Below are 16,319 nucleotides of genomic sequence, written 5' to 3'. Positions count from 1 at the left end.
ACACCCCGTTCCACAGTTAAAACCGCGTCATCCAGCGACGGCTGTCGTGCGCCCGACGCCGTCATGCACGCGATCGGCCAGCAACTGCGCCAGCTCGATCAACTGCGCGACGCCGAGCAATTCCTCGCGTTTCGGGCATTCCAGGTCAAAGGCCAGATCACAACTCAGTGCATTGGCCGAGGCCAGTGTTTCGCTGAGGTTGACCAGCAGGTCTTCGGTGCTGAATCCGTCAGCCACGGTGAATAGCCGGATGGGGGGATTGGGGGTGGGTTTGATCATTGTGAAGTCCCTTAATCTAAGTGGAGCTGCCACTGATCGCCGCGATGCGATGGGGTGGCAGCTGTGCGCAGGTTCGCGGACCGGAGATTAAGGAAACCGGCATACCCGAAGGCATCCCGCGCACAGCCACCATAACGCCGCACAGTAGACGATAAAAAAGCGTCAACTGAAAGGAGGCAGTACTTAATCAAGCCGGGCCGCGACGCCCGTCCGCTGCATTTGCAGCGGTGTACGGAGACTAGAGACCGAGTGTCCTAGGGACAACCTCAAATCCTTGTCGGAAATTTCTGTTTGTACGAATAGCCAGCCGGGCGGCTAGCTACCAAGATCGTTCCCACGCTCCCGCGTGGGAATGCAGCCCGTGACGCTCCGCGTCACCTGTGCGCAGTAGCCGAAACTTGCAGCGCTTGGCGGGACGCGGAGCGTCCCGGGAGGCATTTCCACGCAGAGCGTGGGAACGATCAAAAAAAGGAGTAACTCATGAATGAATTCACTGACTTCGACGTGGCAGAGCACCTAAAAACCCCGAGGATATGGCCGAATATCTTGAAGCGTGCTTCGAAGAAGATACGGGTGACGGCCTGCTGATCCGTTCAGCGCTCAACAACATCGCCCGCGCCCAAGGCATGACCCAAGTCGCCCGCGACGCCGGCCTCGGACGAGAAAGTCTGTACAAAGCCCTCTCCAGCACTGGCAATCCCGAGTTCGCGACTATCATGAAGGTCATGAAAGCGTTGGGTCTCAAGCTTCACGCCAAGGCGGTCTGATTCCACTGCGACACCAAACCACACCGCCCCTTTTTACTTCTGCGCACCGATAAGGCTAAATACCCGCCTGATCGATTAACCCTACGGATTGTCCGCCATGGCCCGTCAACGCTTTGCAATTGCCTGGATCGCCTGCCTTGCAGTGCTGTTCAACGCGTTTGCCATGCCGATGGCCGGTGCGATGCAGCAGGCGGACGATCCGGTCAAGCGCCTGATGTGGGGCGGTTTCTGCTCTTCCAACGGCACAAGCCTGAAGACGATTGCCCTGGGCAAACTGGAAATCCCAACGCCGCAACAGGACGATCATTCCACCATGCAGCATTGCTGGTGTTGCTCGGGCTCGGCGCCATTGGTGGCGCTTCCGGGGCATGTGCCGCAGTTGTATGTCACGCAGTTCGAGGCGGTCGAGAGCCTGCCGCCGCCGTCAGCAGCACCGCCGACCCCGCGCCAGCAATGGCCGAGCCTCAACCCCCGCGCCTCTCCAACGGTTTGATTGCCTTCGCAAGTGAACTGCGTTTAGAACCGTTCTGGAGAACTGCCATGCTTAAATCTTCCCTGCTTCTGGCCGCGTTGTTGCTGCCGGTGTTCAGTGCCGCCAATGCCGAAGACTACAAGGCCGGCGACTTGCTGGTCAGCGATCCCTGGTCCCAGGAATTGCCGCCCAATGCCCCCACCGTCGCCGCGTACTTTGTGATTCATAACACCGGCGCCACGCCGGATCGCCTGCTCAGTGCCGAAACCCCCTTGGCGCAGAAAGCCGAGTTGCATGAGCATGTGATGCAGGGCGATTTGATGAAGATGCAGCAAGTGCCCAGCGTGGCCGTACCGGCCAAGGGTGAGCTGACCTTCGCGCCCATGGCCTACCACGTGATGTTGCTGGGCCTCAAAGACCGCAGCCTGTTGGCCGACGGCAAGCAGTTTCCGCTGACCCTGACCTTCGAAAAAGCCGGCAAGGTCGAGGTGCAAGTGTCGGTACAAAAAGTCCCGCCGATGGCCAATCACGAGCATAAACACGCTCAATAGGCCACCGCTCGATGGGCGCCCCCCGCGCCAGGCTCTCTGCACACCGCCGCGTGAAGCGCGGCAGTTGGGTCAGCCTGTTCGCCATGCTGATGATTTTTATCGGACCGCTGATTTCCCAGGCGATGCCGATGGATCATCACGCCGGTATGTCGATGCCGATGAGCATGTCCATGGACATGCCCGGCGACCATGGCGAAGATCATCAGCCTAAAGCCCCCAGCGAACATCATGCACTCTGGGCCAAGTGCGGTTATTGCGACCTGCTGTTCAGTTGCCCGGCCCTGCCCGGCAATGTGTCATTCGTGGCCCTCGGTTCCCCGCCGCCGGCCAATGCCCTCACCCCCGCCACGCGCCTGGGCCATGCCCGGCAGAGCATCTTCCCCGGCGCGCGCAGCCGTGCACCGCCCATCGCCTCGTAGCCCCTTAGCACCGTTACTTCACCCCGGCCGACTTTAGACAGACAGCCGCAGGCTGCTGGCCGTGTTGTTTACGAATGATTGATGGAATTTGTCATGTCCAGGTTTTCTGCTGACACCCGTTTGGGAAGTACCCCTGTGCTCGCGGCCCTGTGCGGCGCTTTACTCGCGCCCTGCGCTCAGGCCGACGAACACGCCGAACATGAGCTGAGCCCCACCGTGATCACCGCGATCGCGCCCAGCTCACCGCTGACCGCTGTCACCAACCCGAAAGATCCGCGCCAACCCGTGCCCGCCAGCGACGGCGGCGACTACCTCAAGACCATCCCCGGCTTCGCCCTGGTGCGCAACGGCGGCACCAATGGCGACCCGGTGCTGCGCGGCATGTTCGGTTCGCGCCTGAATATCCTCACCAACGGCAGCATGATGCTCGGCGCCTGCCCAGGCCGGATGGACGCGCCCACCTCATACATATCCCCGGAAACCTACGACCGTCTCACCGTGATCAAAGGCCCGCAAACCGTGCTGTGGGGCCCTGGTGCCTCGGCCGGCACCGTCCTGTTCGAGCGCGAGCCGGAACACTTCGGCGAACTGGGCACCCGGCTCAATGCCAGTGTCCTGGCCGGCTCCAACGGGCGCTTCGACAAGGTCATCGATGCCGCCGCCGGCGGGCCATTGGGCTACGTGCGGGTGATCGGCAACCAGGCCCATGCCGATGACTACAAGGACGGCAATAACGACACGGTCGCCTCGCGTTACGACAAATGGAACGGCGACGTCGCCGTGGGTTTCACCCCCGACGCCGACACCCTGCTGGAACTCACCGCCGGGCGTGGCGATGGTCAAGCACGCTACGCCGGGCGCGGCATGGACGGCTCGCAGTTCCTGCGCGAAAGCCTGGGGCTGCGCTTCGAGAAATCGAATATCGGCGAGGTGCTGGATAAGGTCGAAGCCCAGGTCTACTACAACTATGCCGACCACGTGATGGACAACTACAGCCTGCGCACGCCCTCAGGCACCGGGATGATGGCCGGGCCGATGGCGTCGAATGTCGACCGGCGCACCCTCGGTGCACGCATCAAGGCCACATGGCGCTGGGCCGATGTGCAACTGATCGGCGGCCTGGACGCGCAAACCAATGAACACCGCGCGCGCAGCAGCATGGGCGTCGACACCTACAAGGACCTGCCGCGAAACAAGGACGCCGACTTTCACAACTACGGCGTGTTCGGCGAACTCACCTGGTACGCCGCCGACCGCGAGCGCCTGATCAGCGGCGCGCGCCTGGACCGTGCTTCGGCCAAGGATTTTCGGCAAACCACCGGCTCGGGCATGAGCACCCGCGCCAACCCCACCGCCGGTGACACACGCGCCGATACCCTGCCCTCAGGTTTCATGCGCTACGAGCACGACCTGGCCGACAGCCCCACCACCCTCTATGCCGGCCTGGGTCATGCGCAGCGGTTCCCGGATTACTGGGAGCTGTTCTCGCCCAACACCGGCGCGAGCGGTTCGGTGAATGCCTTCGACGGGGTGAAGCCGGAGAAGACCACCCAGCTCGATGTCGGCGCGCAATACAAAACCGACGATCTGGAGGCCTGGGCCTCGGCCTACGTTGGCCAGGTGCGTGACTTCATCCTGTTCGACTACCGCGCCGGCATGATGGGCACCACTTCCCAGGCGCGTAACGTCGACGCCCGTATCATGGGCGGCGAACTGGGCGCGGCGTACAGGCTGACGCGCAACTGGAAAGCCGACGCGACCCTCGCCTACGCCTGGGGCAAGAACAGCAGCGACGGCAAGGCCCTGCCGCAGATGCCACCCCTGGATGCACGCCTGGGCCTGACCTACAGCGAAGACGACTGGAGCGCCGGCGCGCTGTGGCGGGTGGTGGCTGCGCAACACCGTATCGACCAGAACAAGGGCAACGTGGTCGGCAAGGACTACGACAAGAGCGCTGGGTTCGGCGTGTTCTCGCTGAACGCGGCGTACCGCATCAACAAAAATTTCAAGGTCAGCACCGGCGTCGACAACCTGTTCGGCAAGGCCTACGCCGAGCACCTGAACCTGGCGGGCAATGCCGGGTTCGGCTACCCGGCCAGTGATCCGCAGGCCATCAAAGAGCCAGGGCGCACGCTCTGGACCAAGGTGGACATGAGCTTCTAAAAGCCTCGCAAGCAAGCCCCGCCGACCGTTGGAATGCATTCCAAAGATCGGAGGGGCCTGCCTCCCGAGGCTGCCTGACCCCACTAAAAAAATTCAAGCGTTGCGGAGCATCCCTGATGAACAAGCAAAAAATCTCCTTCTACAACCTGGCCTGGCGTTGGCACTTTTACGCCGGCCTCTTCGTCGCCCCGTTCATGGTGCTGCTGGCCCTCACCGGCATCATCTACCTGTTCAAGCCCCAGCTCGACCCGCTGATGTACGGCCACCTGCTGACGGTGCCGGCCGCCGAACACGCCTTGAGCGCCGACGAGCAACTGCAACGCGCCAAGGCCGCCTTCCCCCAGGCCACCCTCAGCAAATACCTGCCGCCGGCGGACGCCACCCGCAGTGCGCAGTTCGTCATGCATAAGGATGGGCGCGAGGTGACGGTGTTCGTCGACCCCTATCGCGGCACCGTGCTCGGCGAACAGGACGCAAAATACAACCTGCAAGCCATCGCCCGCGCGCTGCACGGTGAGCTGATGATCGGCACCACCGGCGACCGGCTGGTGGAGCTCGCCGCCGGCTGGGGCGTGATGCTGGTGGTGTCGGGCCTGTACCTGTGGTGGCCGCGTGGCAAGTCGTCAGCTGGCGTCTTGTGGCCACGTTTTAACAGCCGTGGCCGGGTGTTCTGGCGCGATCTGCACGCGGTCGCCGGTTTCTGGGGCGCGGCATTTTTGCTGGTGATGCTGCTCAGCGGCATGACCTGGACCGGCTTCTGGGGCAAGCAATACGCCGACCTGTGGAACACCTTTCCGGCGGCGATGTGGAACAACGTGCCGCAGTCCGATCAACAGGCGCGAGTGCTTAACACCGCCACCCAACAGACCGTGCCCTGGGCCATGGAAAACACGCCGATGCCGGTGTCCGGCGACCATGCCGAGCACATGAACCACGGCGCGATGCATGCAACGCCGGCCGCGCCTGCCATCAGCCTGCAACAGGTGGTCGACCTGGCCACCGCGCGCAAGGTCGAGCCCGGCTACAGCATCACACTCCCCACCACCGCCGAAGGCGTGTTCACCGTCTCGGTGTTTGCCGACGACCCGCGCAACGACGCCACCCTGCACGTGGACCAGTACACCGGCAAGGTGCTGGCGGATGTGCGCTGGGAGCATTACAACCTGGTCGCGCGGGCGACCGAGACCGGGGTGATGCTGCACGAGGGCAAAATGTTCGGCTGGGTCAACCAACTGATCGTGCTGGTGATCTGCCTGATGATTCTGCTCAGCGCCGTCAGCGGCGTGGTGATCTGGTGGAAGCGCCGGCCCCAGGGTGGACTGGGCGTTCCGCCGTTGCGCCATGACCTGCCGAAGTGGAAAACCGCGATGGCGATCATGCTCGGCCTGGCAATCATTTTCCCGCTGGTGGGCGCCTCGCTGATCGCGGTGTGGGCGTTGGATCGGTTGGTGTTGGCGCGTTTCTTTGGCCAGCGCGCGCCCTCCACGGATCAGGCATAAGCCTGGCAATGCCAATCACCGCCTGACGCACCAGCACGGTGCCCGCTGCGCACCATCGCCAGATCCAGGCGCCGTATCGGTGCAGGGACTGGCGCAGATCGCGGTGCGCAGCGCCGCATTCAAAGGCCGGTCCAAGCAGGCACAGCCTTTGCAATCATTCCAGTATCTGACCCATAACAACACTCAGGCACTCGGAGATCGCACCATGAAGCGTCGCAGCTTGATCAAGGCTTTCACTTTGTCGGCATCCATTGCCGCTATGGGCATGACCTGGACGGTCCAGGCCGCCGAGACCATCAAGGTCGGCATTCTGCACTCGCTGTCCGGCACCATGGCCATCTCCGAAACGTCCCTCAAAGACATGGCGCTGATGACCATTGATGAGATCAACGCCAAGGGCGGCGTAAACGGCAAGATGCTCGAACCGGTGGTGGTGGACCCCGCGTCGAACTGGCCGCTGTTCGCCGAGAAAGGCCGCCAATTGCTGACCCAGGACAAGGTTGCCGTGGTATTCGGCTGCTGGACGTCGGTGTCGCGTAAATCCGTGCTGCCGGTGTTCGAAGAACTCAACGGCCTGTTGTTCTATCCGGTGCAGTACGAAGGCGAAGAGATGTCGCCGAACGTGTTCTACACCGGTGCCGCGCCGAACCAGCAGGCGATCCCGGCGGTGGAGTACCTGATGAGCGAAGAAGGCGGCAGCGCCAAGCGTTTCTTCCTGTTGGGCACCGACTACGTGTACCCGCGCACCACCAACAAAATCCTGCGCTCGTTCCTGCATTCCAAAGGCGTGGCAGATAAAGACATCGAAGAGGTCTACACCCCGTTCGGCCATGCCGATTACCAGACCATCGTGGCCAACATCAAGAAGTTCTCTGCCGGCGGCAAGACCGCGGTGATCTCCACCGTCAACGGCGACTCCAACGTGCCGTTCTACAAAGAACTGGCCAACCAGGGCCTGAAGGCCACCGACGTACCGGTGGTGGCGTTCTCGGTGGGTGAAGAAGAACTGCGCGGCATCGACACCAAGCCGCTGGTGGGCAACCTTGCCGCGTGGAACTACTTCCAGTCGGTGGAGAACCCGGTGAACAAAAAATTCGTCGCCGACTGGAAAGCCTACGCCAAGAAGCACAACCTGCCGGGCGCCGACAAAGCCGTGACCAACGACCCGATGGAAGCCACCTACGTGGGCATCCATATGTGGGCGCAGGCGGCCGAGAAAGCCAAGTCCACCGACGTCGACAAAGTGCGTGAAGCCCTGGCCGGCCAGACCTTCGCCGCGCCGTCGGGCTTTACCCTGACCATGGACAAGACCAACCACCACCTGCACAAGCCGGTGATGATCGGCGAGATCCAGGCCGACGGGCAGTTCTCGGTGGTGTGGCAGACCCAGGAGCCGATCCGCGCGCAGCCGTGGAGCCCGTACATCCCTGGCAATGACAAAAAGCCGGACTACGCCGTGAAAAGCAACTAAAGCCCCCCAGGCCAAATGTGGGAGGGGGCAATCCTCTTCCCACACTGTCCGGCACGACTAGGACATTTGTTTATGCCCGCTGCCCTCCATCGCTATTTCCTGGCACTGCTGCTGTTACTGCCTTTGGCGGTACACGCAAGCGACGCCGAAGACTTCCTCGCCGCCAACCCGGCGCAACAAGCCAAACTCCTCCAGGACTGGGCCGCCAACCCCGACCCGGCGCGCATCGAGCTGGTGGACGCCCTGGAGCAAGGCCAGCTCACGCTCAACGGCGAAACCAAAACCGTGCGCCTGAACAACCGCCTGCGCGGCCTGATCGATAACGTACAAGCCAGCCAGCAACTGCTCGCCGCCGATCCCAAGGTCCGTTTGACCGCCGCGCGAACCCTGCAAAAAAGCGCACAACCGGCGCAGCTCAAATTCCTCGACCAGCGCGTCGCCGCCGAAACCGACGAAGGCGTGCACACCGCGCTGAGCCTGGCCCTGGCCAACCTGCAACTGGTCGACCCCGACCCGGTCATACGCCTGGCCGCCGTGCGTCTGCTCGGCAGCACCGGCGACCCGCTGGCCCGCACGCGCCTGGAAGCCTTGCTGGCCCCCGGCATCGAAACCGATGCCGGCGTGCACACCGCCGCCGAAACCAGCCTGGCCCAGGTCAAACGCAAATTGATGATGGGCGAGATCCTCGGCCAAGCCTTCAGCGGCATGTCCCTGGGGTCGATCCTGCTGCTGGCCGCGCTGGGCCTGGCGATCACCTTCGGCCTGCTCGGCGTGATCAACATGGCCCACGGCGAGATGCTGATGCTCGGCGCCTACTCCACGTACGTGGTGCAGTTACTGATGCAGCGCTACGTACCCGCAGCCATCGAGTTCTACCCGCTGGTGGCGCTGCCGGTGGCGTTTTTTGTGACCGCCGCCATCGGCATGGCGCTGGAACGTACGGTGATCCGCCACCTGTACGGCCGCCCCCTGGAAACCCTGCTCGCCACCTGGGGCATCAGCCTGATGCTGATCCAACTGGTGCGCCTGGTGTTCGGCGCGCAGAACGTCGAGGTGGCCAACCCGCAATGGCTGTCCGGCGGCATCCAGGTGTTGCCCAACCTGGTGCTGCCGTACAACCGCATCGTGATCATTGCCTTCGCACTCTTTGTTGTCGTGCTCACTTGGCTGCTGTTGAACAAGACGCGCCTGGGCCTTAACGTGCGCGCCGTCACCCAGAACCGCAACATGGCCGCCTGCTGCGGCGTGCCCACCGGGCGTGTGGACATGCTCGCGTTTGGCCTGGGTTCCGGCATCGCGGGCCTGGGCGGCGTGGCGCTGAGCCAGATCGGCAACGTCGGCCCGGACCTGGGCCAGAGCTACATCATCGACTCGTTCCTGGTGGTGGTGCTCGGCGGCGTCGGCCAACTGGCAGGGAGTGTCACCGCAGCGTTCGGCCTGGGCATTGCCAACAAGATTCTTGAACCGCAGATCGGTGCCGTGCTCGGCAAGATCCTGATCCTCGCGCTGATCATTCTGTTTATCCAGAAACGCCCGCAGGGACTCTTCGCACTGAAAGGACGGGTGATCGACTGATGAACCAGCCATTGATGCTCACGGCCGCGCAAAAGGCCGGTCCCAAGGCGACGGTTGCCGCCGGTGCGATCATCCTGATCCTGCTGCTGGCCTTGCCGTTGTGCTCACTGCTCACGCCGGAAAACCCGCTGCATGTGTCGGCCTACACCCTGACCCTGGTGGGCAAAATTCTCTGCTACGCCATCGTCGCCCTGGCCCTGGACCTGGTGTGGGGTTATGCCGGGATGCTGTCCCTGGGCCACGGTTTGTTTTTTGCCCTGGGCGGTTACGCGATGGGCATGTACCTGATGCGCCAGGCTGCCGGCAGTGAGTTGCCGGCGTTCATGACCTTTTTGTCGTGGACCGAACTGCCCTGGTACTGGGCCGGCACCGATCACTTCCTCTGGGCGCTGTGCCTGGTGGTGCTGGCGCCGGGTTTGCTCGCATTGGTGTTCGGTTTCTTCGCCTTCCGTTCGCGGATCAAGGGCGTGTACTTCTCGATCATGACCCAGGCCCTGACGTTCGCCGGGATGTTGTTGTTTTTTCGCAACGAGACGGGCTTTGGAGGCAACAACGGCTTTACCAACTTTCGCAGCATCCTGGGCTTTGGCATCACCGAGCCGGGCACGCGCGCCGTGCTGTTTACCGCCACGGTATTGCTGCTGGTGGCGAGCCTGTACATCGGCTGGCGCCTGGCGCAAAGCAAGTTCGGCCGCGTGCTGACCGCCCTGCGTGACGCCGAAAACCGCCTCATGTTCTGCGGCTACGACCCGCGCGGTTTCAAGCTGTTCGTGTGGGTGTTGAGCGCGGTGCTGTGCGGCCTGGCCGGGGCGTTGTATGTGCCGCAGGTGGGCATCATCAACCCCAGCGAAATGTCGCCGACCAACTCCATCGAAGCCGCCGTGTGGGTGGCCCTGGGCGGGCGCGGCACACTGATCGGCCCGCTGCTCGGCGCCGGCGTGGTCAATGGCATGAAGAGCTGGTTCACCGTGGCCTTCCCGGAGTACTGGCTGTTCTTTCTCGGCGCGCTGTTCATCATCGTCACCTTGTACCTGCCCAAGGGCGTCATCGGCCTGTTGAAGAAGTGAGGAACGTCATGCTTGAACCTATCTTCGACGCCGGCAGCGGCCGCGACGCCATCGGCCTCGGCCAGGCCGCCGGCAAGGGCCTTAACACGCGCCATGGCACGATCCTGACCCTGGAAGACATCAGCGTCAGCTTCGATGGTTTCAAGGCGCTCAACGACCTCAACCTGTACATCGGCGTCGGCGAACTGCGCTGCATCATCGGCCCCAACGGCGCGGGCAAGACCACCCTGATGGACGTGATCACCGGCAAGACCCGGCCCAGCCACGGCAACGCCTGGTTCGGCGAAACCCTGGACCTGACCAGCCTGAGCGAAGTACAGATCGCCCAGGCCGGTATCGGCCGCAAGTTCCAGAAACCCACGGTATTCGAAGCCCTCAGCGTGTTCGAAAACCTGGAACTGGCGCAGAAGACCGACAAGTCGGTGTGGGCCAGCCTGCGTGCACGCCTGAGCGGCGAACAGAAAGACCGCATCGATGAAGTGCTCGACACTATTCGCCTGACCGCATCCGTGCATCGCCCCGCCGGCTTGTTGTCCCACGGCCAGAAGCAGTTCCTGGAGATCGGCATGCTGCTGATGCAGGACCCGCAACTGTTGCTGCTGGATGAACCGGTAGCGGGCATGACCGACGCCGAAACCGAGTTCACCGCCGAGCTGTTCAAGCGCCTGGCGGGCAAGCACTCGTTGATGGTGGTGGAGCACGACATGGGCTTTGTCGGCTCGATTGCCGACCACGTCACCGTATTGCACCAAGGCAGCGTGCTGGCCGAAGGGTCGCTGGAACAGGTGCAGGAAAACGAGCGCGTGATCGAGGTGTATTTAGGACGGTGATCGTTCCCACGCTCCGCGTGGGAACGCCGTCTTGGACGCTCCGCGTCCCGCTGCGCAATGGTGATGCAGAGCGTCACGGGATGCATTCCCACGCTCCGCGTGGGAACGATCATTGAGGAGGTTTTGAGAATGCTGCAAGTCGACAAGCTGCACCAATACTACGGCGGTAGCCACATCCTGCGCGGGCTCTCGTTTGACGTGAAGATCGGCGAAGTCACCTGCCTGCTCGGCCGTAACGGCGTGGGCAAGACTACGCTGCTCAAGTGCCTGATGGGCTTGCTGCCGGCCAAGGAAGGCGCGGTGAACTGGGAAGGTAAAGCCATCACCGGTTTCAAACCGCACCAGCGCGTGCACGCCGGCATTGCCTACGTGCCCCAGGGGCGGGAGATTTTCGGGCGGCTGACAGTGGAGGAAAACCTGCTGATGGGCCTCTCGCGGTTTCCCGGCAGCGAGGCCAGGGAAGTGCCCGCGTTTATCTACGAGCTGTTCCCGGTGCTGCTGCAGATGAAACATCGGCGCGGCGGTGACTTGTCCGGCGGTCAGCAGCAACAGTTGGCCATCGGCCGCGCCCTGGCCAGTCGCCCGCGCCTGTTGATTCTCGATGAGCCGACCGAAGGCATCCAACCGTCGGTGATCAAGGAGATCGGCGCCGTGATCAAAAAGCTCGCCGCCCGTGGCGACATGGCGATTCTGTTGGTGGAGCAGTTCTACGATTTTGCCGCTGAATTGGCCAACCAGTACCTGGTGATGTCCCGAGGTGAAATCGTGCAGCAGGGCCGTGGAGAAAATATGGAAAGCGACGGTGTGCGCGGTCTGGTAACCATCTAATCTGTAGCGTCCTGACAATAAGCACACAACCATGAATTTGCCCGTAACCCCTGCCCTGTTCACCCCCAACTGGCATGCCGAACTGGAACTCGGCTACGCGCGTTTCGGCGACACCACGCGCCCGGTGATGCGCCGCCACATCGGCCCGCTGCGTGTGCAAAAGCACCTCTACGCCGAGGGCCCCGAGGTGTGCCAGCACATCATCGTGCACCCGCCCGGCGGAATTGCCGGCGGCGATCGCCTGGATATAACCGCCCATGTCGCCACAGGCGCCTGGGCGCAATTGACCAGCCCCGGTGCGGCCAAGTGGTACCGCGCCGGCGGCCCGGCGTTCCAGCAACTGGCGCTGACTGTCGAAGCCGGCGCCACTCTGGAATGGCTGCCCCAGGAAACCATCGTGTTCAGCGCCGCCCAGGCCGAACTCACCACCCGCATCGACCTGCACGGCGATGCCCGCCTTTTCTACTGGGACGTGGTTGCCCTCGGTCGCCCGGCCAGCGACGAGCGTTTCGACCTTGGGCACTTTCAATCGCACCTGGATATCCGCCGCGACGGCCAGTTGCTCTGGCACGAACGCCAGCGCATCGTCGGTGCCGACGGGTTGCTCGACTCGCCCATCGGCCTGGACGGGCAACCGGTGTTCGCCACCCTGCTGGTCACCGGCGAGATAGGCCCTGACCTGCTTGAACACTGCCGCGCGCTGCCGAACGCCGTGCGCGGCGACCTGACCCAACTGCCCGGCCTGCTGGTCGCGCGCTGCCTGGCCAGTGAAGCGTTGCTGGCACGGGCATGGTTGATTGATTTATGGCGGCTGTTGCGCCCGGCACTCCTTGGCCGCGAAGCCGTTTCACCACGAATCTGGAGCACCTGATCCATGGATTTAACCCCACGGGAAAAAGACAAACTGCTGATCTTCACCGCCGGTTTAGTCGCCGAGCGGCGCCTGGCGCGCGGTGTGAAGCTCAACTACCCGGAAACCATCGCCTACATCTCCGCCGCCCTGATGGAAGGCGCGCGCGATGGCCGCACCGTGGCCGACCTGATGCACTACGGCACCACCCTGCTCAGCCGCGAACAGGTGATGGAAGGCATCCCGGAGATGATTCCGGATATCCAAGTGGAGGCCACCTTCCCGGACGGCACCAAGCTGGTCACCGTCCACCAACCGATCGCCTGAGGCTCGGCCATGATTCGTGATGCAACCGAAAAGGACCTTCCCGCCATTCGCGATATCTACAACGACGCGGTGCGCAACACCACGGCGATCTGGAACGAGCAACCGGTGGACCTGGCCAACCGTCTGGCCTGGTTCACTGCGCGCCAGGCCCAGGGTTACCCAATCCTGGTGGCGGTGGAAAACGATGAAGTCACCGGCTACGCCTCTTACGGCGATTGGCGGCCCTTTGAAGGCTTCCGCTACAGCGTCGAGCACTCGGTGTACGTGCACAACGACCAACGCGGCAAAGGCCTGGGCCCGCGCCTGATGAACGCGTTGATCGAACGCGCGCGCGCAGGCGGCAAGTACGTGATGGTCGCCGCCATCGAAAGCGGCAACCAGGCCTCGATCCGCCTGCATGAACGCCTGGGGTTTATCACCACCGGGCAGATGCCCCAGGTGGGCATCAAGTTCGGCCGCTGGCTCGACCTGACCTTTATGCAACTGGCCTTGAACCCGGGCGCCGAACCGCCCAAGGAGTGAGATCGATGAGCGCTGCGCAACTGCGTCGAGTCAATGCCGAGAGTTTTGCCCATTACCGCCAGGGCCTGATTGAGCTGTTGCTGGACGCGGTCAAGCACGGCGCCTCGGTGGGCTTTATGGCCGACTTCGATGAAGCCCAGGCCCGCGCTTACCTGAGCGGCGTGCAGGCGGGAATCGAAGACGCCAGCCTGTTGCTGTGGGTGGTGGTGCGCGATGAACAGGTGCAGGCCAGCGTGCAATTGGCGCTGTGCCAAAAGGCCAATGGCCTCAACCGCGCCGAGGTGCAAAAGTTGCTGGTGCACAGCAGCGCTCGTCGCCATGGCCTGGGCCAGCAACTGATGCACACCCTGGAACTCGCCGCGCGCCAGCACAAACGCGGCCTGCTGTACCTGGACACCGAAGCCGGCTCTGCGGCCGAAGCCTTCTACCAGGCGCTGCGCTACACCAAGATCGGCGAACTGCCCGATTACTGCCAAAGCCCGGACGGGCGCTACAGCCCGACCGCCATTTACTTCAAGACCCTGGGGCAACCTGCATGATTCCTGGTGAATATCAGATCCAGCCTGGCGAGATCGAGCTCAACGTCGGCCGCCGCACCGTCACCTTGAGCGTGGCCAACAGCGGCGACCGGCCGATCCAGGTGGGTTCGCACTACCATTTTTTCGAGACCAACGACGCGCTGACCTTCGACCGCGCCGCCAGCCGCGGCATGCGCCTGAATATCCCTGCGGGCACGGCTGTGCGGTTTGAGCCGGGGCAGGCGAGGACTGTCGAGCTCGTCGACCTGAGTGGGTTGCGGCGCGTTTATGGGTTTGCCGGAAGAGTCATGGGCGAGCTTTAGGTCGACGGCAAGCCATCACCTGCAAGCGGCAAGAAAGAGCGGCTTGCGGCGCCCCATTTGCTTTTACTTGAAGCGTGCAGCGAATAACGTGCAGCGCATATCCGAGGACCCAGGTTATGAAAATCGATCGTCAGGCATACGCCGACATGTACGGCCCCACCGTCGGTGACAAGGTCCGCCTGGCCGACACCGAGCTGTTTGTGGAAGTGGAACAGGACTTCACCGTCTATGGCGAAGAGGTCAAATTCGGCGGCGGCAAAGTCATCCGCGATGGCCAGGGCCAAAGCCAGTTGCTCGCCCATGAAGTGGTGGACACGTTGATCACCAACGCGCTGATCATTGACCACTGGGGCATCGTCAAAGCCGACGTGGGCCTGAAAAACGGCCGCATCCACGCCATCGGCAAGGCCGGCAACCCGGACATTCAGCCCGGTGTGACCATGGCCATCGGCGCCAGCACCGAGGTGATTGCCGGTGAAGGCATGATCCTCACCGCCGGCGGTATCGACAGCCACGTGCATTTCATCTGCCCGCAGCAGATCGAAGAAGCGCTGACCAGCGGCGTCACCACCATGATCGGCGGCGGCACGGGACCGGCCACCGGCACCAATGCCACCACCTGCACCTCGGGCCCATGGCACCTGGCGCGCATGCTGCAGGCCAGCGACTCGTTCCCGATGAACATCGGCTTTACCGGCAAGGGCAACGCCAGCCTGCCGGAGCCGCTGATCGAACAGGTCAAGGCCGGCGCCATCGGGTTGAAGCTGCATGAAGACTGGGGCACCACGCCCGCCAGCATCGACAACTGCTTGAGTGTGGCCGACGACTACGATGTGCAGGTGGCGATCCACAGCGACACGCTCAACGAGTCCGGTTTCGTCGAAACCACCCTCGCCGCGCTCAAGGGCCGCACCATCCACACCTACCACACCGAAGGCGCCGGTGGCGGCCACGCGCCGGACATCATCAAGGCCTGCGGTTTCCCCAACGTGCTGCCCAGTTCCACCAACCCGACGCGGCCGTTCACGCGCAACACCATCGACGAGCACCTGGACATGTTGATGGTCTGCCATCACCTGGACCCGAGCATTGCCGAGGACGTGGCCTTCGCCGAAAGCCGTATCCGCCGAGAGACCATCGCCGCCGAAGACATCCTGCACGACCTGGGCGCGTTCTCGATGATCAGCTCCGACAGCCAGGCCATGGGCCGCGTCGGCGAAGTGATCACACGCACCTGGCAGACCGCCGACAAGATGAAAAAACAACGCGGCGCCCTGCCCGGCGATGGGCCCGGCAACGACAATTTCCGCGCCAAACGCTACATCGCCAAGTACACCATTAACCCGGCGATCACCCATGGCATCAGCCATATCGTCGGCTCGATCGAGGTGGGCAAATGGGCCGATCTGGTGCTGTGGCGCCCGGCGTTTTTTGGGATCAAGCCGACCTTGATTCTCAAGGGCGGCGCAATTGCGTCGAGCCTGATGGGCGATGCCAACGCCTCGATTCCCACGCCACAACCGGTGCATTACCGCCCGATGTTCGCCAGCTTCGGCAGTTCGCTGCACGCCACCAGCCTGACGTTTATCAGCCAGGCCGCATTAGCGGCCGGGCTGCCGGAGGCGCTGGGGCTGAAGAAGCAGATCGCGGTGGTCAAGGGCTGTCGCGAGGTGCAGAAAACCGACCTGATCCACAACGATTACCTGCCGGATATCGAGGTCGATCCGCAAACCTATCAGGTCAAGGCCGATGGGCAGTTACTGTGGTGCGAGCCGGCGGACGTGCTGCCGATGGCCCAGCGTTACTTCCTGTTCTAAAGGCCGCCCGCGCCCGGCCACCCGGCGGGCCAGGCACGGGC

The 16,319-nt window shown here is 63.2% G+C and carries 17 protein-coding genes and 1 pseudogene; 17 read left to right on the top strand and 1 reads right to left on the bottom strand.

Annotation, left to right across the window (positions count from 1 at the left end):
- Positions 1 to 27: 27 nt before the first annotated feature.
- Positions 28 to 279: a DUF6124 family protein gene (locus PSH59_RS02975; protein ID WP_305394269.1), complete on the bottom strand. Its 252-nt coding sequence runs from the start codon at positions 277 to 279 to the stop codon at positions 28 to 30.
- A gap of 480 nt (positions 280 to 759) precedes the next feature.
- On the opposite strand from PSH59_RS02975, the pseudogene PSH59_RS02970 reads away from it, so the two are divergent.
- The 17 genes and pseudogenes from PSH59_RS02970 (at position 760) to ureC (ending at position 16,278) form a co-directional block, all read left to right on the top strand.
- A pseudogene (locus PSH59_RS02970) lies at positions 760 to 1,046 on the top strand (addiction module antidote protein).
- 97 nt (positions 1,047 to 1,143) lie between these two features.
- Positions 1,144 to 1,539, top strand: a complete 396-nt coding sequence (locus PSH59_RS02965; protein ID WP_305394268.1) for a DUF2946 domain-containing protein — start codon at positions 1,144 to 1,146, stop codon at positions 1,537 to 1,539.
- Positions 1,540 to 1,586: 47 nt separating this feature from the next.
- Positions 1,587 to 2,069 (top strand): copper chaperone PCu(A)C, encoded by a 483-nt coding sequence (locus PSH59_RS02960; RefSeq protein WP_248077592.1) that lies wholly within the window; start codon positions 1,587 to 1,589, stop codon positions 2,067 to 2,069.
- Between the two features lie 11 nt (positions 2,070 to 2,080).
- Positions 2,081 to 2,488, top strand: a complete 408-nt coding sequence (locus PSH59_RS02955; RefSeq protein ID WP_248077589.1) for a DUF2946 domain-containing protein — start codon at positions 2,081 to 2,083, stop codon at positions 2,486 to 2,488.
- A 93-nt stretch (positions 2,489 to 2,581) separates the two neighbouring features.
- On the top strand, positions 2,582 to 4,651 hold the full coding sequence (locus PSH59_RS02950; protein WP_305394267.1) for a TonB-dependent copper receptor: 2,070 nt from the start codon (positions 2,582 to 2,584) through the stop codon (positions 4,649 to 4,651).
- Between the two features lie 116 nt (positions 4,652 to 4,767).
- Positions 4,768 to 6,150: a PepSY domain-containing protein gene (locus tag PSH59_RS02945; protein ID WP_305394266.1), complete on the top strand. Its 1,383-nt coding sequence runs from the start codon at positions 4,768 to 4,770 to the stop codon at positions 6,148 to 6,150.
- Positions 6,151 to 6,355: 205 nt separating this feature from the next.
- The gene (gene urtA, locus PSH59_RS02940) at positions 6,356 to 7,621 is read left to right on the top strand and encodes an urea ABC transporter substrate-binding protein (protein ID WP_248077581.1); all 1,266 of its coding nucleotides are present in this window, start codon (positions 6,356 to 6,358) and stop codon (positions 7,619 to 7,621) included.
- Between the two features lie 72 nt (positions 7,622 to 7,693).
- Positions 7,694 to 9,196, top strand: coding sequence for an urea ABC transporter permease subunit UrtB (gene urtB, locus PSH59_RS02935; protein WP_305394265.1), 1,503 nt, complete (start codon positions 7,694 to 7,696; stop codon positions 9,194 to 9,196).
- Positions 9,196 to 10,263: an urea ABC transporter permease subunit UrtC gene (urtC, locus tag PSH59_RS02930; protein WP_248077576.1), complete on the top strand. Its 1,068-nt coding sequence runs from the start codon at positions 9,196 to 9,198 to the stop codon at positions 10,261 to 10,263. Before urtB ends, urtC begins: the two co-directional genes overlap by 1 nt.
- 8 nt (positions 10,264 to 10,271) lie before the next feature.
- Positions 10,272 to 11,093 carry an urea ABC transporter ATP-binding protein UrtD gene (gene urtD / locus PSH59_RS02925; RefSeq protein ID WP_248077573.1) on the top strand — a complete coding sequence of 274 codons (822 nt, stop codon included), beginning with the start codon at positions 10,272 to 10,274 and terminating at the stop codon, positions 11,091 to 11,093.
- 129 nt (positions 11,094 to 11,222) lie between these two features.
- Positions 11,223 to 11,921, top strand: a complete 699-nt coding sequence (urtE, locus tag PSH59_RS02920; protein WP_305394264.1) for an urea ABC transporter ATP-binding subunit UrtE — start codon at positions 11,223 to 11,225, stop codon at positions 11,919 to 11,921.
- A 31-nt stretch (positions 11,922 to 11,952) separates the two neighbouring features.
- Positions 11,953 to 12,792: an urease accessory protein UreD gene (locus PSH59_RS02915; protein WP_305394263.1), complete on the top strand. Its 840-nt coding sequence runs from the start codon at positions 11,953 to 11,955 to the stop codon at positions 12,790 to 12,792.
- A 3-nt stretch (positions 12,793 to 12,795) separates the two neighbouring features.
- A complete protein-coding gene (gene ureA, locus PSH59_RS02910) occupies positions 12,796 to 13,098 on the top strand; it encodes an urease subunit gamma (protein WP_003171437.1) in 303 nt (100 codons plus the stop codon).
- Positions 13,099 to 13,107: 9 nt separating this feature from the next.
- On the top strand, positions 13,108 to 13,620 hold the full coding sequence (locus tag PSH59_RS02905; protein ID WP_248077564.1) for a GNAT family N-acetyltransferase: 513 nt from the start codon (positions 13,108 to 13,110) through the stop codon (positions 13,618 to 13,620).
- 5 nt (positions 13,621 to 13,625) lie between these two features.
- On the top strand, positions 13,626 to 14,159 hold the full coding sequence (locus PSH59_RS02900; protein ID WP_305394262.1) for an N-acetyltransferase: 534 nt from the start codon (positions 13,626 to 13,628) through the stop codon (positions 14,157 to 14,159).
- Positions 14,156 to 14,461: an urease subunit beta gene (locus PSH59_RS02895; RefSeq protein ID WP_248077558.1), complete on the top strand. Its 306-nt coding sequence runs from the start codon at positions 14,156 to 14,158 to the stop codon at positions 14,459 to 14,461. The genes PSH59_RS02900 and PSH59_RS02895 overlap by 4 nt, the downstream gene beginning before the upstream one ends.
- 116 nt (positions 14,462 to 14,577) lie before the next feature.
- Positions 14,578 to 16,278 (top strand): urease subunit alpha, encoded by a 1,701-nt coding sequence (ureC, locus tag PSH59_RS02890; protein ID WP_248077552.1) that lies wholly within the window; start codon positions 14,578 to 14,580, stop codon positions 16,276 to 16,278.
- Positions 16,279 to 16,319 lie beyond the last annotated feature (41 nt).

It is taken from the genome of Pseudomonas sp. FP2309, assembly GCF_030687575.1.
In the GTDB taxonomy this organism is placed as follows: domain Bacteria; phylum Pseudomonadota; class Gammaproteobacteria; order Pseudomonadales; family Pseudomonadaceae; genus Aquipseudomonas.
The sequence above is the reverse complement of the archived record's forward strand: the minus strand, read 5'-3'. Positions and strand labels throughout refer to the sequence as shown.